General features: G+C 25.8%; 28 protein-coding genes. 18 read left to right on the top strand and 10 right to left on the bottom strand.

Translation table 11 applies throughout. The features are described 5' to 3' along the window. Window positions 1-54 precede the first annotated feature (54 nt). The 7 genes from ACZ5CK_RS10550 to ACZ5CK_RS10520 all read right to left on the bottom strand — a co-directional run bounded on the left by ACZ5CK_RS10550 (window position 55) and on the right by ACZ5CK_RS10520 (window position 6707). The gene (locus ACZ5CK_RS10550) at window positions 55-1803 is read right to left on the bottom strand and encodes an ABC transporter ATP-binding protein (RefSeq protein WP_464581775.1); all 1749 of its coding nucleotides are present in this window, start codon (window positions 1801-1803) and stop codon (window positions 55-57) included. Beyond that, window positions 1803-3533, bottom strand: a complete 1731-nt coding sequence (locus tag ACZ5CK_RS10545; RefSeq protein WP_464581774.1) for an ABC transporter ATP-binding protein — start codon at window positions 3531-3533, stop codon at window positions 1803-1805. Before ACZ5CK_RS10545 ends, ACZ5CK_RS10550 begins: the two co-directional genes overlap by 1 nt. 18 nt (window positions 3534-3551) lie before the next feature. Further along, window positions 3552-3674, bottom strand: a complete 123-nt coding sequence (locus ACZ5CK_RS10540) for a hypothetical protein (protein WP_464581773.1) — start codon at window positions 3672-3674, stop codon at window positions 3552-3554. A 796-nt stretch (window positions 3675-4470) separates the two neighbouring features. Beyond that, window positions 4471-4791 carry a heavy metal-binding domain-containing protein gene (locus ACZ5CK_RS10535; protein WP_464581772.1) on the bottom strand — a complete coding sequence of 107 codons (321 nt, stop codon included), beginning with the start codon at window positions 4789-4791 and terminating at the stop codon, window positions 4471-4473. Between the two features lie 14 nt (window positions 4792-4805). Beyond that, window positions 4806-5561 carry an ABC transporter permease gene (locus tag ACZ5CK_RS10530; protein WP_464581771.1) on the bottom strand — a complete coding sequence of 252 codons (756 nt, stop codon included), beginning with the start codon at window positions 5559-5561 and terminating at the stop codon, window positions 4806-4808. Continuing rightward, window positions 5558-6331 carry an ABC transporter ATP-binding protein gene (locus ACZ5CK_RS10525; RefSeq protein ID WP_464581770.1) on the bottom strand — a complete coding sequence of 258 codons (774 nt, stop codon included), beginning with the start codon at window positions 6329-6331 and terminating at the stop codon, window positions 5558-5560. The genes ACZ5CK_RS10530 and ACZ5CK_RS10525 overlap by 4 nt, the downstream gene beginning before the upstream one ends. A gap of 16 nt (window positions 6332-6347) precedes the next feature. Beyond that, entirely contained in the window at window positions 6348-6707 is a 360-nt protein-coding gene (locus ACZ5CK_RS10520; RefSeq protein ID WP_464581769.1) for a GntR family transcriptional regulator, read from the bottom strand. A 191-nt stretch (window positions 6708-6898) separates the two neighbouring features. On the opposite strand from ACZ5CK_RS10520, the gene ACZ5CK_RS10515 reads away from it, so the two are divergent. From ACZ5CK_RS10515 to ACZ5CK_RS10465, 11 genes are all read left to right on the top strand, one after another. Beyond that, complete coding sequence (locus ACZ5CK_RS10515; RefSeq protein WP_464581768.1) at window positions 6899-9172, top strand: heavy metal translocating P-type ATPase; 2274 nt, start codon at window positions 6899-6901, stop codon at window positions 9170-9172. A gap of 15 nt (window positions 9173-9187) precedes the next feature. Continuing rightward, window positions 9188-9571: a DUF302 domain-containing protein gene (locus tag ACZ5CK_RS10510; protein ID WP_464581767.1), complete on the top strand. Its 384-nt coding sequence runs from the start codon at window positions 9188-9190 to the stop codon at window positions 9569-9571. Between the two features lie 17 nt (window positions 9572-9588). Next, a complete protein-coding gene (locus ACZ5CK_RS10505; protein ID WP_464581766.1) occupies window positions 9589-9879 on the top strand; it encodes an SHOCT domain-containing protein in 291 nt (96 codons plus the stop codon). A gap of 10 nt (window positions 9880-9889) precedes the next feature. Continuing rightward, window positions 9890-10090 (top strand): SHOCT domain-containing protein, encoded by a 201-nt coding sequence (locus ACZ5CK_RS10500; protein ID WP_464581765.1) that lies wholly within the window; start codon window positions 9890-9892, stop codon window positions 10088-10090. Between the two features lie 12 nt (window positions 10091-10102). Continuing rightward, complete coding sequence (locus ACZ5CK_RS10495; protein WP_464581764.1) at window positions 10103-10297, top strand: hypothetical protein; 195 nt, start codon at window positions 10103-10105, stop codon at window positions 10295-10297. Continuing rightward, window positions 10297-10419, top strand: coding sequence for a hypothetical protein (locus ACZ5CK_RS10490; protein ID WP_464581763.1), 123 nt, complete (start codon window positions 10297-10299; stop codon window positions 10417-10419). Before ACZ5CK_RS10495 ends, ACZ5CK_RS10490 begins: the two co-directional genes overlap by 1 nt. Before the next feature lie 298 nt (window positions 10420-10717). Continuing rightward, the gene (locus ACZ5CK_RS10485) at window positions 10718-11098 is read left to right on the top strand and encodes a hypothetical protein (RefSeq protein WP_464581762.1); all 381 of its coding nucleotides are present in this window, start codon (window positions 10718-10720) and stop codon (window positions 11096-11098) included. Between the two features lie 111 nt (window positions 11099-11209). Beyond that, window positions 11210-13300, top strand: coding sequence for a heavy metal translocating P-type ATPase (locus ACZ5CK_RS10480; protein ID WP_464581761.1), 2091 nt, complete (start codon window positions 11210-11212; stop codon window positions 13298-13300). Window positions 13301-13471: 171 nt separating this feature from the next. Next, window positions 13472-13744 carry an SHOCT domain-containing protein gene (locus ACZ5CK_RS10475; RefSeq protein ID WP_464581760.1) on the top strand — a complete coding sequence of 91 codons (273 nt, stop codon included), beginning with the start codon at window positions 13472-13474 and terminating at the stop codon, window positions 13742-13744. Window positions 13745-13756: 12 nt separating this feature from the next. Further along, complete coding sequence (locus ACZ5CK_RS10470) at window positions 13757-14383, top strand: hypothetical protein (protein ID WP_464581759.1); 627 nt, start codon at window positions 13757-13759, stop codon at window positions 14381-14383. A 112-nt stretch (window positions 14384-14495) separates the two neighbouring features. Beyond that, window positions 14496-15743: an IS256 family transposase gene (locus ACZ5CK_RS10465; RefSeq protein WP_464581024.1), complete on the top strand. Its 1248-nt coding sequence runs from the start codon at window positions 14496-14498 to the stop codon at window positions 15741-15743. Window positions 15744-16091: 348 nt separating this feature from the next. Here ACZ5CK_RS10465 and ACZ5CK_RS10460 read toward each other — a convergent pair whose 3' ends face one another. Next, window positions 16092-16475: an ArsR/SmtB family transcription factor gene (locus ACZ5CK_RS10460; RefSeq protein ID WP_464581758.1), complete on the bottom strand. Its 384-nt coding sequence runs from the start codon at window positions 16473-16475 to the stop codon at window positions 16092-16094. A gap of 212 nt (window positions 16476-16687) precedes the next feature. Between ACZ5CK_RS10460 and nadX the strand changes: the two genes are divergently transcribed. The 7 genes from nadX to ACZ5CK_RS10425 all read left to right on the top strand — a co-directional run bounded on the left by nadX (window position 16688) and on the right by ACZ5CK_RS10425 (window position 23397). After that, complete coding sequence (gene nadX / locus ACZ5CK_RS10455) at window positions 16688-17446, top strand: aspartate dehydrogenase (protein WP_464581757.1); 759 nt, start codon at window positions 16688-16690, stop codon at window positions 17444-17446. Between the two features lie 2 nt (window positions 17447-17448). Next, window positions 17449-18387: a quinolinate synthase NadA gene (nadA, locus tag ACZ5CK_RS10450; protein WP_464581756.1), complete on the top strand. Its 939-nt coding sequence runs from the start codon at window positions 17449-17451 to the stop codon at window positions 18385-18387. A gap of 1 nt (window position 18388) precedes the next feature. After that, a complete protein-coding gene (gene nadC, locus ACZ5CK_RS10445; protein ID WP_464581755.1) occupies window positions 18389-19219 on the top strand; it encodes a carboxylating nicotinate-nucleotide diphosphorylase in 831 nt (276 codons plus the stop codon). A 607-nt stretch (window positions 19220-19826) separates the two neighbouring features. Next, window positions 19827-20945 (top strand): MFS transporter, encoded by a 1119-nt coding sequence (locus tag ACZ5CK_RS10440; RefSeq protein ID WP_464581754.1) that lies wholly within the window; start codon window positions 19827-19829, stop codon window positions 20943-20945. Between the two features lie 394 nt (window positions 20946-21339). Continuing rightward, window positions 21340-21627: a hypothetical protein gene (locus tag ACZ5CK_RS10435; protein ID WP_281000788.1), complete on the top strand. Its 288-nt coding sequence runs from the start codon at window positions 21340-21342 to the stop codon at window positions 21625-21627. Continuing rightward, a complete protein-coding gene (locus ACZ5CK_RS10430) occupies window positions 21614-21919 on the top strand; it encodes a type II toxin-antitoxin system RelE family toxin (RefSeq protein ID WP_464581753.1) in 306 nt (101 codons plus the stop codon). Before ACZ5CK_RS10435 ends, ACZ5CK_RS10430 begins: the two co-directional genes overlap by 14 nt. Before the next feature lie 350 nt (window positions 21920-22269). Then, window positions 22270-23397 (top strand): MFS transporter, encoded by a 1128-nt coding sequence (locus tag ACZ5CK_RS10425; RefSeq protein WP_464581752.1) that lies wholly within the window; start codon window positions 22270-22272, stop codon window positions 23395-23397. Between the two features lie 8 nt (window positions 23398-23405). Here the strand turns inward: ACZ5CK_RS10425 and ACZ5CK_RS10420 are convergent, their stop codons facing one another. Further along, on the bottom strand, window positions 23406-24899 hold the full coding sequence (locus ACZ5CK_RS10420; protein WP_464581751.1) for a diguanylate cyclase: 1494 nt from the start codon (window positions 24897-24899) through the stop codon (window positions 23406-23408). A gap of 39 nt (window positions 24900-24938) precedes the next feature. Then, window positions 24939-25886, bottom strand: coding sequence for a tRNA (guanosine(46)-N7)-methyltransferase TrmB (gene trmB, locus ACZ5CK_RS10415; protein ID WP_464581750.1), 948 nt, complete (start codon window positions 25884-25886; stop codon window positions 24939-24941). Between the last annotated feature and the right edge of the window lie 58 nt (window positions 25887-25944).

Genomic DNA, 25944 nt, shown 5'->3' with positions numbered 1-25944 from the left:
AAAGTTTGAAATTATCAACATCATATTGATATTATAACATATTGATTTTTATATTTATGCACCTAATTCTAAAAATTTAAACTGTGAAATATATAGATTATAATAATGTCCTTTTTTAGCCATTAATTCTTTGTGATTCCCAACTTCAAGAATTTCTCCATTATCAATATAGAATATTCTATCAGCATTCCTAATAGTAGATAATCTATGAGCAATAACAAATGATGTTCTACCCTTTAATAATTTTTTTATACCATTCTGTACCAATTTTTCTGTGTATGTGTCAATATTAGAAGTAGCTTCATCAAGAATTAATATTCTTGGATTTGCTAATAATGCTCTGGCAAAGGATATTAATTGTCTTTCACCAATGGATAATCTAACACCTCTTTCGTTAACATCAGTATCGTATCCTTTTTCTAATTTGATTATAAAATTATGTGCATGTACAGCTTTTGCTGCTTCTATAATTTCTTCATCTGTAGCATCTAATTTTCCATATCTAATATTTTCTTTTATGGTATCAGAAAACAAGAATGTATCTTGTAGCATAATTCCCATTTGAGAACGTAATGATTCTAAATCTACTTTTTTAATATCATGACCATCTATTAATATTTGCCCTTTTTGTGGATCATAAAATCTGCTAATTAAATTTACTATTGTTGTTTTTCCAGCTCCTGTTGGTCCAACTAATGCAATGGTTTCACCAGGTTTAATTTTAAAAGATACATTATTCAATACTATCTCCTTGTCATATGAAAAAGTAACATTTTTAAATTCAACATCACCATTTATTTTGGGCATTATCTTAGCATCTTTTGGATTTACAATGTCTGGTTTTGTATCGAGTATTTCAAATATTCTTTCTCCTGCGGATATATTTGTAACTAATGAATTATAGAAATTACTTAAATTCATTATAGGTCTCCAAAACATACCTATATATCCAACAAAGGCAACAACAGTACCAACAGTAACTTGATTTAAATCAATCATTTTAACACTTAAATAAAATACTAATACGCTTCCAATTCCCCAGGATATAAAAACCATAGCCCAAAACCAATCATTAACCTTAACAGCATTTACAAAAGAATTCATCATTTTATCTGTTAAAAACTTAAATTTTCTATTTGTTTTATTTTCTGCAGTAAACGCTTTAACTACTCTAATACCAGATATATCTTCATGAGTATATGCATTTAATTCTGATCTATTATTCCTATATTCCATCCATCTTTTTCTACTAATGCTCTCTATTAAAAATAATCCAAATATTAAAAATGGTAATATAATCATAGAAGCTAATGCAAGTTTATAATTCATATAGAACATGATTCCTGCAACAAAAATTAAATTTAATAATTCTGGTATTAAACTGGTAATACTATTAGAAAATAATTGTTCTAATGAATTTACATCATTTACCACTCTGGCTAATATTTTCCCAACTGGTCTACTATCGAAAAATGAAAAAGATAATTTTTGTATATGTTCATATAATTCATGACGTATATTCAATACAATCTTATTAGTAATCTTTCCCATTTCAACAATTCTAATTCTTGATAAAACTAAAGCAATAATATTTAATAATAATAATATTCCACCAATAATCATTAAACCTCTTAAATCTTTATTAGCTATATAATTATCAATAGCGACTTTAAAAAAGTAGGGATTAATTAAATTAATTACCATAACTATTACCATTAAAAATATTACTAAAATAGTTTTAGGTATAAATGGCTTTAAATATTTGAATATTCTGATTATTGTACCAAATTTTTCAAACTTCATTAGATCACCTCATCTCTTATTAAATCTTCAAAGTCTTTAAATTGTTCTTTAAATATATCATAGTATTTTCCACGCTTCTCTAATAATTCCTCATGATTTCCTCTTTCAATTATTTCACCATTTTCTAAGAAAATAATTTCATCAGCATTTTTTACAGCAGATATTCTATGAGCTATAATGATTTTTGTATTTTGTTTTTCTTTAGAATATATACTTTTCAATAATTCATATTCTGTATCCATATCAAGTGCAGATGTAGCATCATCAAATATGATAATAGGGCTATGTTTTACTAATCCTCTAGCTATTGTTAAACGTTGTTTTTGACCTCCAGATAACCCAAGACCTCTTTCTCCAACAACAGTATCATATTTTTCTGGTAAATTCATAATAAAATCATGTGCTTGTGCTTCTATACATGCATTAATAATATCTTCATCAGTGGCATTTTCATTTCCATATTTAATGTTTTCTTTTACAGAGTCAGAAAATAGAAATGTATCCTGGAAAATATAACTAATATTCTTTCTTAATGATTTTAATGAAATATCTTTTATATTTATATCATCAAGTAAAATTTCCCCTTCATAATCCTCATAAAATCTGGATATTAAAGAAATTAATGTACTCTTTCCAGAACCAGTAGGTCCCATAATTGCCAATGTTTTTTCTGCATCAATTTTAAAATTAATGTTTTTTAATACATATTCATTTTCATATTTAAAACTTACATTTTTAAATTCTAATGTACCTTTTACATTTTCTAAATTAATTCCATCATAATTTTCTTCTTTTTCATTAAATATTTTTTCTATTTTTTTAGCAGATGCATTTGCTTGAGATAAAATATTTGATAACCATCCAATTAATCTCATTGGCCATACAATCATCCACATATATCCATTAAATGCAACTAATGTACCTAAAGATATATTTTCATTAATAACAAACATGCCTCCTATTGTGACTACTAAAATCAAAGCAGCATTTCCTAAAAATTCTATTGTAGGAAAGTATTTACCCCATGTTCTTGATTTCATAATGTTTAAATTATAATTTTCATCATTTAATTTTAAAAATTTCAATATTTCGTGTTTTTCCCTGGCAAACGCTTTAACCAATCTTACACCAGATATATTCTCTTGTGCTGTGGTATTAATAACAGCAGTTTGATCACTAATCTTATCAAAAGCTTTTCCTATTTCTTTTTCTAATTTTGTTGCTAAATAAGCTATAAATGGTGCCGATATTAAGCTAATTAATGCTAATTTCCAATTTAAATAAAACAGTACAATACTACCTAAAATAAAATATAATGAAAATTCAATAGATAAACCAATACCAAAACCGAATGCCATCCATATATTATCAATATCTTCACTAATTCTGGACATTAATTCTCCTGTATTTGTCTTATCAAAATATTTAAATGATAATTTTTGTATATGTTTAAAAACATCGTATTTTAATGATTTACTTATTCTTGAACCAACATAATCAAATGTAAATTCTTGAACATATCCCATTAATGCTCTGAATATAGTGATAGAAAATATGGATAATAAAGTTATGAACAATAAATTCGTTTGTTTGTTGATAATAATATTATCAATAACAACTTTATTTAAATATGGAAGTATTAATTCAGCAGCTACACCACCTATCATACCTATTGCAGCTATTAATATAAACTTTTTTTGATTAAATACATATTTTAATATGTTTTTCATTATATTACCTCCTGTAAATCAATAATTGCATCGTTTGAGTTCTAATAATAAGTCTTTAATTTTTTCCATTTCATTAAAACCTTCATAATAAGATTTTGGTTTATTATTTTTGAGAGAAATATTTTTCTTTTTTTCAAACATAAAAATCACCCCCTTTTCCACAATTTCATTAATTAAAATTCCACCTTACAGTTTTAAAAGTCATTTTCCCACTCCTTTCTATAAAATTAAAAGGCTATGGTATATACCATAGCCCATATAAAACAAAAAAATGGGCTATGGTGTGATAACCATAGCCCAAATTAATTACTTTATCATCAATAATGATTGATGTGAGCAAGGTTATCACATAAAATAGACACACTATTCCCACTATCTGACACTGAGAATACAAATAATCTTTTAATTAACATGTGACAACCTCCTCTTGAATTTTAATATTATTACACAATCCTATAATAACACAGAATTAAAAAAGAGAAAAAAATAACTAATATTGATTATAGCTAATTACGTCATATTATTTATTATTATAAACTAAAATCTATATAACATTAAAGAAAATTAACAAAATAACACAAATTGATTAAATTTTTAATTAATTTAGATTTTCGGCAAAGTATTTTCTAAAAAAATAATATGACAAGTACTTGAAAAATCTAAGAAAATATTGAAATTATGTATATTACTGGAACTCAAAAATAAAACGAGTGAAAACTCTAAGATTTTTTTGTTATCATATAAGAAAATTTATAAAAATAATGTGATGAGCCATTGAAAAATCCCGAGAAAATTCGAATGGAGCAGGTCAATTTTGCACGGATGCAAAATTGAGTGAAGCCGAACACGGATGTGAGTCTGATACGGCCTGCGAGAATGAGAATTTTCGAGGACTCAGAATTTTCACCTGGCGAAGAACATTATTTTATAAAATTCTTCATTTTTTTCTTAATTTTACAGCAGTACCATAAGCAAGTATTTCAGCAGCACCTTGCATTACAGCGGAACTTGAAAATCTCATTCCAATAATAGCGTCTGCACCTAATTTTTCTGCTTCATCAATCATTCTATTATATGCAATATTTCTTGCTTCTGTAAGCATTTCAGTATATCCTTTTATTTCACCACCAGCTAATGTTTTAAAAGCAGCTGCAAGATCCCTTCCTAGATGTTTTGAATGAACAGTATTTCCTATAACTACCCCTAAAACTTCCTCAAATTCATATCCTGGAACATATCCAACTGTTGTTACTATCATATAATATTCCCCCTTTAAATTTCTTTGTTTTTAAAGCTATAATAACTTGCTAATAATATAAAACCTCCAATAACAAATAAACTTTCAGAATATACCCAATTTATTTTACCTTCTGATAATATTTTTCCACCTAATGAATAACTATAAGTATTTAACCATTTTAAAGGTTTTAAAAATCCAAGTGCAGTAGTTATTGCTAATAATCCTGCAGATGATAATATTGGTTTAACTTGATCATTGAATATTATAGAAAAGAATATTGTAATATTATTCCAAAACCAAACAGTAATTAAACCATGTACTATATACTTTAATGCATATTCATTTAAGAAATCTTTTCCAGCAAAAAATGAGTATAATATTGGTAATATACTTCCTATAATGATTAAGCTAAAACCTACAATTAAACATGAAAATACCTTTGAATAAAACACATAATTACGAGATTTTCTAACCAGTAAAAATTCCATAGTTCCATTTTCTATTTCTCTTGAAAACAATGGAAAAGCAAGAATAATAGCAAAAATAGGTATCATTTGACCAAAGTTTTTTCCAAACCATTGTGTAAATATATAAAAATTCCAATCATGTAATCTCGAAATCATACTATTAAGACCAAATTTATTAGCATATGTTTCAATAACAGCTTTATTTTTTTCTAATACACCAAGTAAAATATTTTGAAATGGAGCAATAGAAAAGAATAAAATAAAGGTTATTATAAATATAACAATTGCTCTAACTTTTATATCTAAAAATTCTTTTTTCATTTCCATTCCCCCTTTACAATAGCTTCAAATATTTCATCAATAGTAACTTTTTCTCCCTCACAACTTTTTACAATCCATATATTTTCATTTTCTAATTTTTTCCATAGATAACCCTTTGTTTTTTCATTTTTTGGTAATGTTATTGCAGAATAATTATTTTTTATATCATCTAAATAATCATTTTCTAAAATTTTTCCTTTTGACATAATAGCAATTCTATCTGCAATTTTTTCTACTTCAGAAAGTATATGGCTTGTGTATAATATGCTTTTTCCATCATATGTCAATTCTCTTATCAAATCTAATATAGTATTTCTCATCAAAGGATCTAATCCCCATGTTGGTTCATCTAATATATATAAATCAGCATTTTGTGCAAGAGTTAATGAAATATATAATTGAGTTAGCATTCCATGGGATAAATTAGATATTTTTGTTTTTCTATCTAATTTAAATTCATTTATTAAGTTATATGCTTTTTCTTTAGAAAAATTATTTGTAATAGACTCTGTTATTTCTATCATTTTTTCTACAGTATAACTCTTGTATAATTCTTTTTTTTCTGGCAAATATGCAATTGTTCCATTAATTTCAATATTACCACTATCTTTTTTTCTTAAACCCAATATACATTTTAATGTGGATGTTTTGCCAGCACCGTTTGGTCCTAATAATCCAAAAACTTCACCTTTATTAACTTCAAAAGAAATATTATTAACTGCGGTCAAATTTCCATATTTTTTTATCAAGTTAGATACTTTTAAAATCATAATATTCACCTCCAAATCAATTGCCATATACTTCATCTATAATTTTAAATAATTCTTTTTTTTCTATTTTCAAGTTTTTTGCAGATAAAACTATTTTTTTAAATTCTTCCTTTTTATCCGCTATCATTTTTTCCTTATCAATACCTATTACAATATATCCCGAACCTCTAACAGATTGAATAACTCCTTCTTGTTCTAATTCCCTATATGCCCTTGCTACGGTATTTAAATTTACTCCAATTTCTTTAGCTAAGGCTCTAATAGAAGGAATATATTCATTTTCTTTTAAATCTTTTTTTGCTATTTTTTCTTTTATTTTATTTTTTATTTGTTTATATACAGGAGTGTATGAATGAAAATCTATATGAAACCACATAATTATCACCTCAGTGTACTATTATACTATTACAGTAGTATTTTGTCAATATAAATACAAAAAGACATAATATATTTATTTTTTCAAAATCATAAAGAAATAAAAGGATCTTGTTTGTAACAAAAAAGGCATATACTATAGATGTAATACCCCCCTATATGGGTGGGATAATAAAAATGGAGGAATCATTTATGAGTAAAAATAAAGTTATAACTGAAAATAATAAAATTGTTGAAAAAGAACTCAGTGTTATTGGAATGACATGTGCATCATGTGCTAATGCAATTACAAAAGAAATCAATAAACTCGATGGAATCAAAACAGTGAAAGTAAACTTTGCAACAGAGAAAGCGGTTGTTTCGTATGATCCGAATATTACAAGATTATCTAAAATAAAAAAAGCTATTGAAGAAGCAGGATATAAACCACTTGAAGCAGATTCTAAAGATAGTGTAGATTTTGAAAAAGAAAGACGTGAAAAAGAAATCAAAACATTAGGGAGAAAATTTATAGTCTCAGCAGTTTTTTCTATACCATTATTATATATATCAATGGGCCATATATTGGGATTAAAATTACCAGGAATTATAAATCCAGAAATTAATCCATTTAATTTTGCTTTAATTCAATTATTATTGGTTATTCCTATAGCTATAGCAGGTTATAAATTTTATACGATAGGGTTTAGAAATTTATTTAAATTAAGTCCAAATATGGATTCATTAATTGCAATAGGTACATCTGCAGCAATAATTTATGGTATTTTTGGAACAGTTCAAATTTATTTTGGAAACACAAAATATGCAAATGATTTATATTTTGAAACTGCGGGAGTTATAGTTACACTAATTCTTTTAGGTAAATATCTTGAAAGTGTTACTAAAGGTAGAACATCAGAAGCGATAAAAAAATTGATGGGATTACAACCGAAAACGGCTCTTGTTTTTCAAGATGGAAAAGAAATTGAAATACCGGTTGATGAAGTAGAAGTAGGAGATATAGTAATAGTTAAACCTGGTGAAAAAATACCAGTTGATGGAACTATTATTGAAGGTCATACCTCTATTGATGAATCAATGCTTACAGGAGAAAGTATTCCAGTAGAAAAAAATGTAGGAGATAAGGTTATAGGAGGATCTATAAACAAAAATGGAAGTATAAAATTTAAAGCAACAAAAGTTGGAAAAGATACGGCGTTAGCTCAAATAATAAAATTAGTTGAAGAAGCACAGGGTTCAAAAGCCCCAATTGCCAAAATGGCAGATATTATTTCGGGATATTTTGTTCCAATAGTTATAACAATCGCTATCGTTGCAGCAATAGCATGGTATTTAACAGGAGCAGGTCAAATATTTGCATTAACTATATTTATTTCTGTACTGGTTATAGCATGTCCATGTGCATTGGGATTGGCAACACCTACAGCAATAATGGTTGGAACAGGTAAAGGCGCAGAATATGGTGTATTGATAAAAGGTGGAGAACCACTTGAAACAACACATAAAATAAATACTATAGTGTTTGATAAAACTGGAACAATAACAGAAGGAAAGCCTAAGGTTACAGATATTTATACAACAGGAAAATACTCTAAAGATGAAATACTTATTATAGCGGCGTCTGCGGAAAAAGGTTCAGAACATCCATTAGGTGAAGCTATTGTAAAAGCAGCAGAAGAAAAGAAATTAGCATTGAAAAAAGTAGATAAGTTCATGGCTATTCCAGGACATGGTATTGAAGTAATAATAGATAATATGGACATTTATCTTGGAAATTTAAAACTTATGAAAGATAAAAATATAGAAATAAGTTTAAATGAAGAAGCAAGTAAATTGGCAGATGAAGGAAAAACACCAATGTTTATAGCAATTGATGGAAAATTAGAAGGAATAATAGCGGTGGCTGATACAGTAAAACCATCCAGTTCAAATGCAATTAAAAGACTTCATAAAATGGGAATTAAAGTTGCAATGATAACTGGTGATAATAAAAGAACGGCAGAAGCAATAGCAAAACAGGTTGGAATAGATATAGTTCTTGCAGAGGTTTTACCACAGGATAAAGCAAATGAAGTAAAAAAATTACAAAAAGATGGAAGTGTTGTAGCAATGGTAGGAGATGGAATAAATGATGCACCAGCTTTAGCTCAGGCAGATGTTGGTATAGCAATAGGTTCTGGTACAGATGTTGCAATGGAATCAGCGGACATAGTTTTAATGAAAAGTGATCTTGAAGATGTAGTTACTGCTATTCAATTAAGTAAAGCTACAATAAGAAATATTAAACAAAACTTATTTTGGGCATTTGGTTACAATACAGCAGGTATTCCAATAGCAGCAGGTTTATTACATGTTTTTGGTGGTCCATTATTAAGTCCTATGATTGCAGCAGCAGCAATGTCTTTTAGTTCTGTATCAGTTTTATTGAATGCATTGAGATTAAAAAACTTTAAACCTAAAAATTAAAAGGAGGTAGAAATTATGAAATATGGAATATTAAAAGAAACAAATTATGGATTTGAAGAAGCAATATCAAAATTAAATGCGGAGTTACAAAAAGAAGGATTTGGGATTTTAACAAGAATAGATTTAAATGAAAAATTTAAAGCAAAATTAGGTATAGAATTTAAAAAGTACACAATACTTGGAGCATGTAATCCAAAAAATGCCCGCAAAGCAATATTAGCAGAAGAAAATATAGGTTTATTTTTACCATGTAATGTAATAGTGTATGAAAAAGATGAAAAAACAGTTATTGCAGCAATAAAACTAACAGTAGCAATGGAATCATCAAATAATGAAAAAGTATATGAAATAGCTAAAGAAATTGAAGATGCTTTAACAAGAGTTATTGATAATCTTTAAAGAAAGGAGATGAAATTATGATGCATGATTGGGGTTGGTCAGGGTTTAGACCATATGGTTTTGGAGGATATAGTTTAATAGGATCATTTATAAGTTTTATATTTTTAATAATATTTCTTGTGGTGATTTATTTTGTAATAAAAAAGATATTTTTTAATGGAAATTTTGATTTTAAAAATATTAGTAGAAGTAGTAAAAATGAAGATTACGATGTATTAAAGATTTTAAATGAAAAATTAGTCAAAGGTGAAATTACAGAGGAAGAATATATCAGAAAAAAAGAATTAATTTTAAAAAATTTAAAGTGAGGTGAGTAGTATGATGTTTTTGTTTCTTATAATAATAATATTTATAATCTGGTATTTTATGAAAAATCCTGAAGCAGCTAAAAAATTAGGAGAATTTCAAAATAGTACAGAAGATTCCAAAAAAGAAGCTTTAAAAATATTAAATGAGAAATTTATAAATGGTGAAATTACAGAAGAAGAATATCTAAGAAAAAAGAAACTTATTGAATAAGGATGGAATGATATGAAAAGTAGATTGTTATTGGGTTTAATGCTGATTTTTAGCTTATCATTAATTTTTGCACATGGTGGTAATATAGAAAATCAGAGTAATGTATATTATACAAATATTCCAACAATTAATATTGATTTAAAAATTATGGAAATAAATGAACAGATACCTAAGTATACAGTTTTTCAAAAGTTGAAGAGTTATTAGTGACATCGATTGAAATAGATAATAAGGAATATATTATACCTAAAAATTTTGGATACGGTTATCCAGGAATGATGGGTGGAAATATGATGAATGGATATGGCTATCCAGGGAAATATGAATAATTATGGTTACCCAAATACTCCAGATTATACACAAGAATTAGAAATGTAAAATTATTGAAATTAAAACACTAAAACAAAGATTTACAAATAATTTGAAATAATACCTCCAAAGTAGGCAGTGTAATGGTAAAAATAACATTGAACTATTGTGGAGGTATTTCTTTATTATTAAAAAAACTAAAAAGAAATTAAAGAATAAACACATAGTGTTGACTTTATAGACGATTTTTGCTATAATACAATTGAACAATTATTCAAATAATAAAATAAAAATAAATTTTAATGGAGGTGTTTGAGTATGAAAAAAAGTCTGATTGTATTGGCAGTATTGATTTTATCTTTAATTGGTTTTTCAGATAAGATTTATCTAAAGAGCGGTGTAATAATGGAAGGAACAGTTGTAAAAGTTAATGAAGAAGAGGTTGTTATAAAATTAAAATCAGGTTCTCCTGCAACAATAAAACAAAAGGATATAGCTTTCATTGAAGAAGAAGATTCAAAAAAAATAGAAGGATTAGATAATAACCTTTTTTCTTCAGATAAAGCGATTTTTTATGAAAAAAATAAGAAAAAACCAGGAGTTGCAGCATTTTTAGGATTTATTATTCCTTCACCATTAAGATTAGAATTAAATTTACAAAGCAAAAGTTTAGGGATATTCAAAGATTATTCATTTTAAAAATATTCTTGATTTTATATATAGAAAAATAAAAGGGAAGTAAATCTTCCCTTTTAAAAAAACAATATTTGAATTAATATTCAAATATTCAAATATAAAGGAGGGATTAAAATGGAAAAAAAAGAACTTGTACTTGAAGGGTTAGATTGTGCAAGTTGTGCTGCAAAGATAGAAGATACTGTAAAAAATTTAGATAATGTAGATGGTGTAGAACTTAATTTCATAACAAAAACTTTATCTATTAAAGTAGAAGATGAAGAGAAAATAGAAGAAATAAAAAAAATAGTAAAAAAAATAGAACCAGATGTAGAAGTTTATGAGAAAAATGAAAGAAAAAGAAAAAATAAAGAGGAAGAAGGAGAAGAGTTTAATAGAAAGCTAGAAATTATCAGATTAGTTTCAGCCCTTGGTGTATTTATAACAGCTTTATTTGTAAAAGAACCATTCTGGTTACAGTTAACATTATACATAGTTGCATATTTAATTTCTGGTGGAAAAGTATTATTAAGATCATTTAAAAATATTATAAGAGGGAATGTTTTTGATGAAAATTTCTTAATGAGTGTTGCAACAATTGGAGCTTTTTCAATAGGAGAATTTCCAGAAGCTGTTGGAGTTATGGTGTTTTTTGAAATAGGTGAATTATTACAGGATATGGCAGTAGATAATTCAAAAAAATCAATAAAAGCATTGCTGGATATAAGACCAGATTATGCAAATCTTTTAAAAGAAGGTAAAGAAATAAGAGTATCACCAGAAGAGGTTAAAAAAGGTGATTTAATAATAGTAAAACCTGGTGAAAGAGTACCTTTAGACGGAATAGTTATTAAAGGAAATTCGATGGTAGATACTTCAGCATTAACTGGAGAATCAGTTCCACGAAGCATAAAAGAAAATGATGAAGTTATGAGTGGGTTTATAAATCTTAATGGACTTATTACTGTGAAAGTTGAAAAAGAATATTCTGAATCTACAATATCCAAGATACTTGATATGGTTGAAAATGCAGCAGCAAAAAAAGCTAAAACAGAAAAACTTATTACAAAATTCGCTAAATATTACACACCAGTAGTCGTCTTTTTAGCTATTGCATTAGCTACTTTACCACCATTAATTACAGGAGCACCATTTAATGAATGGTTATATAGAGCTTTAATTTTCCTTGTTATATCATGCCCATGTGGTCTTGTTGTTTCTATACCTCTTGGATATTTTGCAGGTGTAGGTGCATTGTCAAAACAAGGGGTTCTTGTAAAAGGTGGAAATTATCTCGAGCGACTAAAAGATTTAGATACAGTTATTTTTGATAAAACAGGAACATTAACAGAAGGAGTTTTTGAAGTTGTAGAGATAAAAACATTTAATGATTTCAAAAAAGGTGAAATACTTAAAATAGCAGCTTATGCTGAAGAACATTCAAATCATCCTATTGCAGAATCGATAAAGAAAAAATTTGAAAAGGTAATAAACAAAAACATTATTGAAGATTATGAAGAAATTTCAGGACATGGTATAAGAGCAAAAATAGGAGGAAAAGAAATACTTGTAGGAAATAGAAAATTAATGAATAAATTTAAGATAAAAACACCTGAAATAAACTTTAGCGGAACTATAGTATTTGTTGCAATTGATGGAAAATTCGCCGGCTATATTGGAATATCAGATAAAATAAAACCAGGAGTAAAAGATGTAATAAAAAATCTTAAAGATTTAGGAGTTAAAAAAACAGTGATGCTTACAGGAGATAGTGAAAAGGTTGCTCAATCAGTTGCAAAAGAAATTGGAATTGATGAATATTATGCTGAATTACTTCCAGGAGATAAAGTTAACTTTTTTGAAAAGTTTAGTGAAGGGGTTTCTACAGCCTTCGTTGGTGATGGAATAAATGATGCTCCTGTTTTAACCAGAGCAGATGTTGGTATTGCTATGGGTGGCCTGGGTTCAGATGCGGCAATAGAAGCAGCAGATGTTGTCATAATGGATGATGATATTTCTAAATTATCAGATTCAATGAAAATATCCAGAAAAATCTTAAAGATTACATGGCAAAATATAACAATAGTGCTTGGAGTAAAAATATTATTCCTTATCTTAGGTGCGTTAGGTAAAACAGATATGTGGGGAGCAGTTTTTGCAGATGTTGGAATAACTATAATAGCAGTATTTAATACATTAAGAATATTGAGAGTAAAAAAGAAATAAAAAATATTTCCTGAAAATGCCGGAATAATTACTAAAGTAAAAAAAGAAAATTATGTATTATGTGAGATAAAACATAAAGAAATTTTTAAAATAATAAAGAATGCAAATAATATAGTAAAAAATGAAATTGTATTATCTGGAGTTATATTAGAAAAATAAAAGAAAAGGGAGATGGATAATATGTGTGCGTGGGGTTGGAATGGATTTAGACCTTTTATGGGCAATGGTTATGGAATGATAGGATATTTTATTTCATTTATAATGTTAATAGTAATTATAGGAGTTATTTATTTCATATTTAAAGGTTTAAAAAATAATGATGTAAGAAAAAAAGAAAATGTTAAAACCAATAACTATGATGTATTAAAAATTTTAAATGAAAAATTAGCTAAAGGTGAAATTACAGAAGAAGAATATTTAAGAAAGAAAAAAATTATTGAATAGGAGTGTGAAAGTATGAAAAGTAGAATTTTTTTAGTAGTTATAATAATTTTAGGTTTGTCAAATTTATATGCTTTTGGAATTAACAATGTTAACCCAAATGTTGCGAATAATGTAACTCAAGTATCATTAAAATTAAGTATAGAAGAATTAGATAATATTACTTTTAGTGTATTGGCAGTCGATGGAAAAGGATCATATTATATATTAAGATTGTCTCCAATATTAATGTACTATGGAAATTTACCAATTAACGTGAAAGATACAATAGATGTTGAAGGTATTATTTTATCAAATTTTTCGAAAGTAAAGGAAGTTGTAGTTAATACTATAAACATAAACAATGAAACATATTCAATATTGAATAATAATGGATATATGAATAATCGAAATTATAATCCTGGTATGATGAATAGGTATGGAAATATGGGAGGATATGGCTATCCTGGTATGATGAACGGTTATGGTATGATGGGTGGATGGTATGATTATTATCCTGATCCATATGATTATGAAATGATGAATAGATATGGTTATCCTGGAGCAATGAATGGATATGGAAATATGGGAGGATATAGTTATCCTGGAACAATGAATAATTATAATCAAAATATGCCAAATAATATGAATGGAAGAAAATAGAAGAGACCATAAAAAATGAGACCATAAAAAATTTTGTGTAAATAAAAAGTAGAAAAAATAGGTAACCCTCTTCTTGGTATGGTAAAATAAAACCAAGAAGGGGGTATTTTAAATGGCAAAGAGAAAGAAAAAAGAAGAAAGTAACATTGAAAAGTTAGCAAAGTTAATAGCAAGGGATCCAGAAGTAAACACAATGAAAGACGTATATGACAAGATAAAAGAATTGATGGGACCAATAATACAAGAAATGTTAGAAGCAGAATTAGAAGATGAATTAGGATATGAGAAATACGATAAGGAAAATAAAGAAACGGATAACTCCAGAAATGGATACAGCTCAAAAAAGGTAAGATCAAGCATGGGTGAGATGGAATTGAAAATACCCAGAGATAGAAAGGGTGAATATGAACCGAAAATAATACCAAAATATAAAAGAGATATTTCAGATATTGAAAGTAGAATAATAGGAATGTATGGTTTGGGATTAAGTACGAAAGATATAGTTAGGAATGTTGAAGATATATATGGTGTAGAATTATCAGCTGAAATGATAAGTAAAATCACTAATAAGATATTACCAGAAATTAGAGAATGGCAAAGCAGACCATTAGAAGAGATATACACTTTTGTTTTCATGGATGGAATAGTATTTAAAGTAAAAGATGATGGTGAGATAATTAAAAAGACTGCATATGTTGTAATAGGTGTAAATATTGATGGATTTAAAGAAGTTCTTGGTATATATATAGGTGAAATAGAATCATCAAAATTCTGGTTAAGAGTATTAAATGATTTAAAAAATAGAGGAGTTAAAGATATATTAATAGCTTCAGTAGATGGATTAACAGGATTCCCACAAGCAATTAAAGCAGCATTTCCTGATACTGTAGTACAAAGATGTATAATACATCAAATAAGAAATACATTAAAATATGTTAATTACAAAGATAGAAAAGAACTTGTAAATGATTTAAAAAAAGTATATAAAGCACCCAATAAAGATATAGCTTATTCAAACCTACAAGATTTAAAAGAAAACAAATGGACAAAATACAAATTGGCATTAGAAAGCTGGGAAAAACATTGGGAAACAATATCTCCATATTTTGATTATGGTGATGAAGTAAGAAAAATAATGTACACAACAAATGTAATAGAATCATTGAATAGGCAATATAGAAAAGTGACTAAAAATAAAACATCTTTTCCAAATGATGATGCATTATTAAAAATATTATATTTAGCAACAATAGATGCAACAAAAAGATGGACAGCTCGATATAGAAACTGGAGTAAAGTCCTAAACGAACTATCCATCTTTTTCAAAGAAAGAATCACAAAATACGTCTATAATTCTTAATACAACTAAATTCCAAAACCTGTAATAATCAATAATACATAAAAACAAATACTAAAAACTAACGCCAAAAATATATTCTTAATTTAACAATGTTAAATCTTGCAGTGAAAATTGCAAAAAGGTGTTTGTTTTCAAAAACTCACATTAAAAACTTCTAGAAATTACTATTAAAGCATATTACAATATAGACGATAATTCATATGAAAATAATTTAAGAATTATAATCCAATTTAATTAATTTATTACCATCCAAGAAGAGGTATTTACACAAAAAATTACATGCTACCCATGCTACCTAAAAAATACAAGCTGGATTAATAACCCAGCTTGTATTTATTTTATAGAAAGTCATTTTTCAGTTACATGAACATATCCAACTTTGATTAATTCTTTTACGTGTTCATCATTTAAAGAATAAAAAACAACCTTTCCTTCTTTTCTAAATTTTACAAGATCAGCTTGTCTTAAAACCCTTAATTGATGTGAAATAGCAGAAGTTGTTTTATTAAGAACAACAGATATATCACATACACACATCTCTTCTACCTGCATTAAAGCATATAAAATTTTCATTCGTGTTTTATCTCCAATAACTTTAAACAAATCACTTAGTTTATTTAAAGTGTTTTCATCAGGTGTATTTTCATGAACTTTTTTTATAATATCTTCATGAATTTCAATTGTTTGACAAATTTCAATATTATCTTTTGTAGTATTTTTATTTTTACTCATTTAGTTCACCATCTTTCATATATGAATAATTGTTCATATTTATTATATACCAAAATAAAAAAAATGTCAACAAAGAAAATTACATTATGTATGTTTGAATATTTCAAATATTAATAAAATTTGTTAAGTGATTTTGTAGTTTATATTATTTTCTTGACTATTATTTACCATAAGAGTATAATAGAGTAAAGTAAAGTAATGGAGGGATAATAATGAAATTATTTTTTCTTGGTGGAGGTAATTCAGCAAAAATTATTTTAGAAGAAATGCATGAGTTTATTGAAAAAGCTTATATATATGATAAAAACAAAGAACAGGTTGATAAACTCAAGTATATTTTTAACAATGTTGAATATAAAGAGATAAATCAGATAAAAGATTTAGAAGTTGATTATGTTATTGAAGTTGCATCTGTTGAAGCTTTAAAAGAATATGGTTTAAAAATACTTGATATGAATAAAGACTTAATAGTATTGAGTACAGGTGCTTTTGCAGATAAAATTTTTAGATATAATTTTGTGAAAAAATTAAACAGCACTAATAATAAAGTATATATTGCATCTGGAGCTATTGGCGGAATAGATTTAATAAATACAATATATGATAAGATAGAAAAAATAACTTTGACAACGAGAAAACCACCAAAAAGTTTAGGGTTAGAAATAACAGAAGAAAAAATAATTTTTGAAGGAAATTCCATCGAAGCAATTGAAAGATTCCCAAAAAATGTAAATGTTGCAGTTACTTTGTCTTTAGCAGCAAGAAATTTTGAAAAAGTAAATGTTCGAATAATTGCAGATCCGAAAGTTGAAAGGAATATACATACAGTTGAAATAATTTCAAAAGCTGGAAATTATAAGTTTGAATTTGAAAATTTTCCATCAAAAAATCCAAAAACCAGTTATTTAGCACCATTATCAATTGTTGGTTTATTGAAGAATCTAAAAACAAATTTTAGAATAGGAGGATAACAATGATAAAAGAAACTGCTATTGAAAGTGATTTAATTGAAAAGATAAAAGATTTAAAAGAAAAAAAAGGATATACAATATTAGGTCATAATTATGTAATTTCTGAATTACAGGATTTATCAGATATAACAGGAGATTCATTACAATTAGCAAGATTAGCTACGGAAATAGAAAATGATAAAATTTTATTTCTTGGTGTAGATTTTATGGCGGAAACATTAAAAATATTAAATCCATCAAAGAAAATAATAGTTCCAACAAAGGGTTCAACATGTCCTATGGCTAATTCTTTAACACCAGAAATAATAAAATCTTTTAAAGAAAAATATCCAAATGCACCAGTAGTATTGTACGTTAATAGCACTGCTGAATGTAAAGCATTGGCAGATTATACATGTACATCAGCAAATGCTGTAGAAATTGTAAGTAAAATAAATTCCGATATTATATTATTTGGACCAGATAAAAATTTAGGTTCATATGTAGCTGAAAAAACAGGAAAGAAAATAATACCTATTCCAGGTGAAACGGGATATTGCTATGTTCATAATAGATTTTCTATTGAAGATGTGAGAAAAGCAAAAGAAAAATATCCAAATGCTAAAATTATTGTTCATCCAGAATCATCAAAAGATGTTAGGGATTTATGTGAATATATTGGCAGTACTGGGCAAATGATGAAATTTCCAAAAGAAGACGAAACAGAAGAGTTTATTATAGGAACAGAAATCGGAATGATTCATAAATTGTCTAAAACATTTAAAAATAAAAAATTCTATCCTTTAAAAGAATTAGGTATATGTAATAATATGAAAAAGAATAATTTAAAAAATGTATATGAAGCATTATTAAATGAAGAAAATGAAATTAATTTATCAGAAGAAATAATTGAAAAGGCTAAAATCCCTATAATGAATATGTTTAAATTAATGGAGGGATAAAATGTTTGATTATGAAATAAAATTATTAAAAGAATGGATAGAGAAAGACAATAATTTTTTTGATATAGCATCATATGAATTAAGAAATAAAGAAACAACAGCAGAAATATTATTAAAAAATTCTAACGTTGTAGTATCAGGAATGGAAATAATAGAAAGACTATTAAATGAATTTAATATAGAATCAGAATTTTATTATAATGATGGAGATAAATTAGATGAAACTATAATTGGAAAAATAAAAGGAAATGCATATAATATATTGATTGTAGAAAGGACAATGCTTAATGTATTATCATTAATGAGTGCAATATCGACTAAAACATATAATCTTGTTAGTAAAATAAGTGGAAAAACAAAACTTGCAGCAACGAGAAAAGTATTTCCAGGGTTAGGTAATTTAGAAAAATTAGCAGTAATTCATGGTGGTGGAAATACGCATAGATGGAATTTATCAGAAAGCATAATGATAAAAGATAATCATATAGCATTATATGGTGGCATTGAAAACGCAATAAATGCAGTAAAAAGTTATAAATCATTTACTAAAAAAATAGAAATTGAAGTAGAAAATGAAAAAGATGCATTTTTAGCAGCAAAAAATAATGTTGATATTATAATGTTAGATAATTTTTCATCAGAAAATGCTAGAAAAACAGCAAAAAAATTAAAAGAAAAATATCCACATATAATTGTTGAAGTTTCTGGTGGTATTAATGAAGAAAATTATTTAAATTATGTGGATGATAACATCGATATAATTTCAATGGGAAAGTTAACGACAGAAGTAAAATATATAGATTTTTCATTGGAAATAAAAAGTGATAACTAAAATCCCCTCTAATTTTAGAGGGGATTTTAGTTTGTAAACAAAATAAAATAATCAAAATAATATTTGCTCATCCAGTGAAAATTCTAATCCTCAAAATTGGAATCAAAATAAAACTCATTCAAACGCTCGATTGCTAATCTGAAAAACGAAGAAAATTATAAAATAATGCTCTTCACCTGGTGAAAATTCTGAGTCCTCGAAAATGCTCATGGACATATTTTTAATACATAGTATTAAAAATAAATAAAAGATTGTATAAAGAATAAAAGTTTTTTATTTTCGCGAAGCGAATGTTTAATGCTATGCATTAAAAATAAATACAAGTTTTTACAAAGAATATTAAAAATTTTTAATTTTCGCAAAGCGAAAGTTTTGGGAATTTCAAGTATTCGTCATATTATTTTTTTAGAAAATACTTTGTTAACAGTCTGTTCCCTCTAAATTTAGAGGGGATTTTTTATCAATAAAATCCAATTAATCAAAAAATTAACAATAAATACATATTATATGATATAATATAATAAATAAAAAAATATGACTTTAAATTATGTAAAAAAATAATTATTCTGGAACGAACTGGATTGAAATAATATGATGAGGTGAAAATGTGAATAAAAATTTCAAAATATATATATTTGGAAGATTTATATCAAATTTAGGAGATACAATTCAAGTTATAGGTTTTCCGCTATTATTGTTGGATATGACACAATCAGCAACAATACTTGGGTTAGCAACGATATTTATCATGGCTTTTGAAATATTAATAAGACCTTTTTTGGGAGTTATAGCTGATAATTATAATAGAAAGAAAATAATGGTTGAAATGGATTTTATCAGTGGGATATTATGTTTAGTTATGGCATTTCTTATAGCAAATAACATTATAAGTGTATGGATGATATTTGTATATTTAGTTATACAATCAATTATAAGTACATTATTTGATACCTCAACATATGCAATGTTACCAGAAATTGTAGAAAATCAATATCTTGAAAAAGCAAATTCATATCTTCTGATTGTTTCAAATATTTCTTCACTAGCAGGTCCTCCAATAGGTGCGTTTTTATATAGTATATACGGAATTAAAATTTTGCTATTTGTTAATGGTATAACATTCATATTATCAGGTATAAGCGAAATTTATATTGAATATAAATTTAATATAGAAAACAAGAAAAAATTATCAGAAATATCGTTTTTTAATGAAATAAAAAATGGAATAAAATATTTGAAAGTTAAGAAGGAGTTAAAACATTTATTGAATATGATGATATTTTATTCTGTATGGATGATACCAATTTTTGCAGTATTTATACCTGTAATAATAAAAAGGGACGGAGGTTTTTCACCAACATATGTAGGTTTATCCGAAACGGCCATGACAATAGGTTCTTTAGCAGGCGCCTCATTAATAACCTTTATAATGACAAATAATAAAAAAACAAAATATTTCAAATTGTCTAATATTATTTTGAATATTACAATTTTATTCTTAGGAATAGTAATACTCTGGAATTTTCCAAATAAAATTATTAAATTTTTAATCATCTCGATAATATTATTTATGTTTAATATATCATTTATAATATCCAATGTAATAATAAATTCAAAATTTCAAATGAGTATAGATAATGAAATAAGAGGAAGAATTGGATCATTAAAAATGGTGATAATGCAAATAAATAATAGGTATATCTGTAGGTGGAAAGGTAATAGATAAAATTCATAGTGGATATTATTTAATATTTTTAGGTATAACAGGATTATTAATAACAATATTTTATGTAATTCCAAATTATCAAAATAAAACTCATTCAAACGCTTGATTGTTAATCTGAAAAAAAACGAAGAAAATTATAAAATAATGCTCTTCACCTGGTGAAAATTCTGAGTCCTCAAAAATTCTCATGGACATATTTTTAATACATAGTATTAAAAATAAATAAAAGATTGTATAAAGAATAAAAGTTTTTTATTTTCGCGAAGCGAAAGTTTCGGGAATTTTCAAGTATTCGTCATATTATTTTTTTAGAAAATACTTTCATTGACAGACGATATCATGATATGATATAATGTTTGTGTATATACACAAAAAAGAATCGAGGTGATTTAATATGAGTACTATTAAAGATTTTGAAAAAAAGAGTAGACATAATATAAATCTTAAAAATAAGACCTGGATGATTCTTCAAGAATTAAAAAAAATTAAAAATAAAAGCATAAGCAATATTATTGATGAGGCTGTTGATAAATACTTAAAAGATTCAGAATATAATACTCTTTATTTTAAACTGTTATCCACACTTCCAGAAGTTAGCGATGAAGAAAATATTGAAATACTTAATGAATTAAAAAAACTGACAAATGAAGATATGGAAGTGGTTAAGATTGAAAAACTCTAATCAAGAATGGGAATTGCATTGGACTAAAAAAGCTTATAAATCTTTTGAAAAGATAGATCCTAAATTTCAATCCCAAATTAAAGAGGATTTAAAAAAGTTAATTAATTATTATAATAAAGATGTTGAGGTCAGTTTAGATGTAAAGAAATTAAAAGATGAAGGAAGAGGTTTTTTTAGATTACGTAGTGGAAATTATATAATTATATTTACAATTAATCATGGAAAATTAGTAATTTTAATTATTAATATTATGCATAGAAAAGATGTGTATACAAAAAAGCATTTTAAATAATCTTGATAATATTATTTATGTTTAATGTACCATTTATAATGTCTAATGTAATAATAAATTCAAAATTAAGTCAAAAAAATCCCCTCTAAAAGTAGAGGGGATTTTTTGTCGAAGGTTAACGAAAATTGTCGAAGCTGTCGACTAAGTCGAAGTAAAATAAAAAAAGAATCTGGGGGTATTCACTCAGATTCTTTTTTTATGGTTACAATAGTTTTAAGCTTTGATTTAAAAAGGATTTTAGACTAATAATTATCATTAAATTAATTGATGGGTAAAAAAACTACATACTATTTTAACTTTTTTGGTTTAAAGTTGACTGGAAAAGTGAGATATATAGGAGGTCGAATAGATTGAAAGGAAAATTAAAGTTTATTTTAGCATTACCATTTTTACAAGTTTTTGTTCAAGTAGGAATAGCATCATCATTTCCTCAACTAACTAATATATTTGGATCATCATTATTAGCTAGTACATTTATAGGAATAACACCATTAGTATCAATATTGTTTGGTTCATTTTGGGGAAAGATATTAGAACAAAAAGGAGAAAGTAAAACTTTTTTGTATTCTATGGCATTATGGAGTACAGCACTTTATTTATCTGGAATATCATTAAAATTGCCAATATTAGCAATAGTATTCCGTGCAATTCAAGGTATAGCTGATTCAGCACTTTTCTCTAATGCCCTAACTGTAATTACAAAATCAGGTTTTTCACCAAAGGAGCAGACAAAATATTTTGGTTTAGTTGAATTTTTAGCAAGTTTTGGTGCAGTTATGGGGCCTTTGATTATCGGTACAGGTTTTATATATATGTCACATTATATATTAATGACAATAGGGGTTATATTGTTTATAGCAACTTTGATAATTTATAAGCAATTACCAGTTATTGAAATAAGTGAAAAAGTAATAAAAAAGCAAGTTACTAAATTTTCACCAAGAATTTTTTTAGCAGCATTTTTTGGAATATTTACGATAGCAGTAATTGTAGGATTTCAAGCAACAATGCCTTTATTTGTAGAAAATTATGTTAATAATCCAGTTTTAGGAAAAATTTATATTTCCATTTTTGCCTTATCTTTGATGCTTGGGAATTTATTTAAACATAAGGTAAGTGGAGTTAGATTATGGATACCATTATCAACATTTTTAACTTTGATGATAGCATTGTTTGTAAATTCATTTTCAATGTTTTTATTTTTGTTTTTAATAGTTATTGCAGGATTTTTCCTAGGATTATCCTTAACTATGAGTAGTGAATATGCATCTTATTTATCAACAGGATTTGAAGAAAAAGGTATGGCTGTGTTTTCAGCATTTAGAATAAGTGGAAATTTCTTTGGTCCATATTTATCGATATTTTACACAATGGGTGGAATGAATTTCTTTATTTTAGCCCTATCTTTGATTAGTTTAACGTCTACTGTATTTTTGATTAATTTTAAAAAGAATTTTAATGAGATAAAAGAAATATAGAAAAGACCTCAGAGGTCTTTTCTATATTTCTTAGAATATATTATAGTTGAATTTTTTTGTTGTTTTGCTTTATACATAGCTATATCAGCAAATTTTATTAGTTCATCGATATTTTTAGAATGCTCAGGGAATAGTGAAATGCCTATACTTAAAGAAACAGTAAAGGATTTTCCATCTTTTTCAAATCGTTTTGCCATATTATTATTTAATTTTTGAGTAATAGAATATATATCCTCAATATTTTTATATTGAGTTAAAATTACAAATTCATCTCCACCAAATCTTGAGATAATATCAGAATTTCTCAAAATTTTCTTTAATGTTTGTGCCATTTTTTTTAAGATATCATCACCAGATTTATGGCCAAAAGTATCATTTACTTTTTTAAAATTATCTATATCAATAAACATAATGGCGTATTTTAAGTTGTTTCTTTCCCCTAATGAAATCAAATTTTTAGATTTTTCAAAAAATAAAAGTCGATTGGGTAATTTTGTTAATAAATCGTGTGTTGCTAAATATTTTAAATTATTTTTTAGTTTTATAACTTTATAATAATTTAGCATTATATAAATGAGTAAGATTATACTAAATATTAAAAAGAAAATATCGATAGATAATATAATCTTATTTTTCTTTAGATTTATATTTATTTTTTCCGTAAGATTTAATAGTTCATAATTTATTAAATCTTGAAAAAAATTAACAATAGAGGTTAAATCTTTAAAGGTTTCTTCAGGATTAAGTTTGTATAATTCATTAGATTTTTTTTCAATCAAATTATAATAATTCCATAAAGTTTTATAATATTTTGAATTTGAGAAATTTGAAATTTTGTTATATGTATTATTAGTAAATTGAAAAGCTTTGTAATTTGTAGATTCGATAATATTATAAAAACTTTTATTTAGAAAAGTATATTCTTTGTCATTAATATGTTTTTCCTTAATAATAGATGAATATATACCTCTAAATTCACCTGCATATTCTTTCATTTTTTCAAGAAAGTAAATTGAAATCATTAATTTACCTGTTTCTGATGTCGTTTTTTGTTTTATTGGATAATTATAATAATCGATAAATTCATTTATTAAAGTTGTGTATTCACTAAAAATATTTATTGGAGATTCAATTTGTTTTTCAGAAATAACTCTTAATGAATTTAGTTTTGATTCCAAATCATCGATATTTTTAAAATAAAGCTTTTTTTCATTTATATTTTTGATAAGAGTAAAATAACTATCAACTAGATTTTTTTCCTTTATAATGTTAGAATAAACATTTTTATTTCCATTTAAATATAAATTAGTATATCCACGTTCTTTCTGAAGATGAAAAACTACAGAAGATATGTTTTTTGTTAAATTTATAGAATATTTCATGTTTTTTAATATAATTCCGTTAGTATAAATTTGAACAAAAGAATTTATAAAAATCATTAATATTCCAAATAAAATTAAACCTATAATTATTGAATTAAATAATTTAGTTTTATAAGTCATCTTACCCCCCCGTCAAAAACTAATATTATAATAAAAAATTTAAAAAGTTTCAATTAATTCAGCAATCTTATAAACAGTAAATTTTACAGCTGGAGTTCTATATGGAATAGTAGTAGAATCAAGTTTAATAAGCCAATCCTTAGTTTTTTTGTATATTGATATATAGTATTGTTGCATAAAATCTCCATCCGTTGAAACAACTCTTAAGAGATATCTGTCATTTATAATATCTTCATATATAGAATTTATAGTAAATGATATATCGTTTTCTTTAATATGTTTATCTTTTAGATTTTTTAATTTTTCAATATTAACATTTTTTATACTTTTATGTGGCAATTCGCTCACTCCTTCCAAAACTCTTTTTACTTTATTATCTTTAATTTTTTTAGCTATAAATAAATATTTATTTCTGCCCTCATTATCCCATTTTAATTCATATTTAGTTTTTACAGGTCTATCAAAATTTTCTATAATTTCTTGTGCTTCAAAAAATTCCGATTTTTTAAAATTTTCATATACTTCTTGAGCATACCAATCGACATCTGTAGCTAGTTCTATTGTTCCACCTTTTTTTAAAACATCAGCTAAAGTATTTATAAACGATTCAATAAATATTCTTCTTTCTTTATGCCTTTGTTTTGGCCAGGGGCAGGGAAAATTTACAATTAGTTTTGAAATTGAATTAGATGAAAACAATTCTCTAATTAATAATCTAGCATCTCCTTGAATAACCCTTGCATTTTTTATATTATTTTTATAGAATTTAACCTGTGCTTTGTACAAAGCAGTTAATGAAGTTTCAAAACCAACAAAGTTAATATCAGGATTTTCTTTTGCAAGTTCTGCCATATATTCACCACTACCAAAACCTATTTCAACATATATTTTTCTTTTATTTCCAAAAATTTCATTCCATTTCAATGGATATTTATCGAAATTTTGGGGTTTTAAAAAATATTTTAATGCCCCAATTTTATCATGCATTTTTCTTCCTCCTTGTTCTAATATACTAAATATAATAATATCATATATAATAAAAGAT

This window comes from Marinitoga okinawensis (assembly GCF_055387075.1).
The sequence above is the reverse complement of the archived record's forward strand: the minus strand, read 5'-3'. Positions and strand labels throughout refer to the sequence as shown.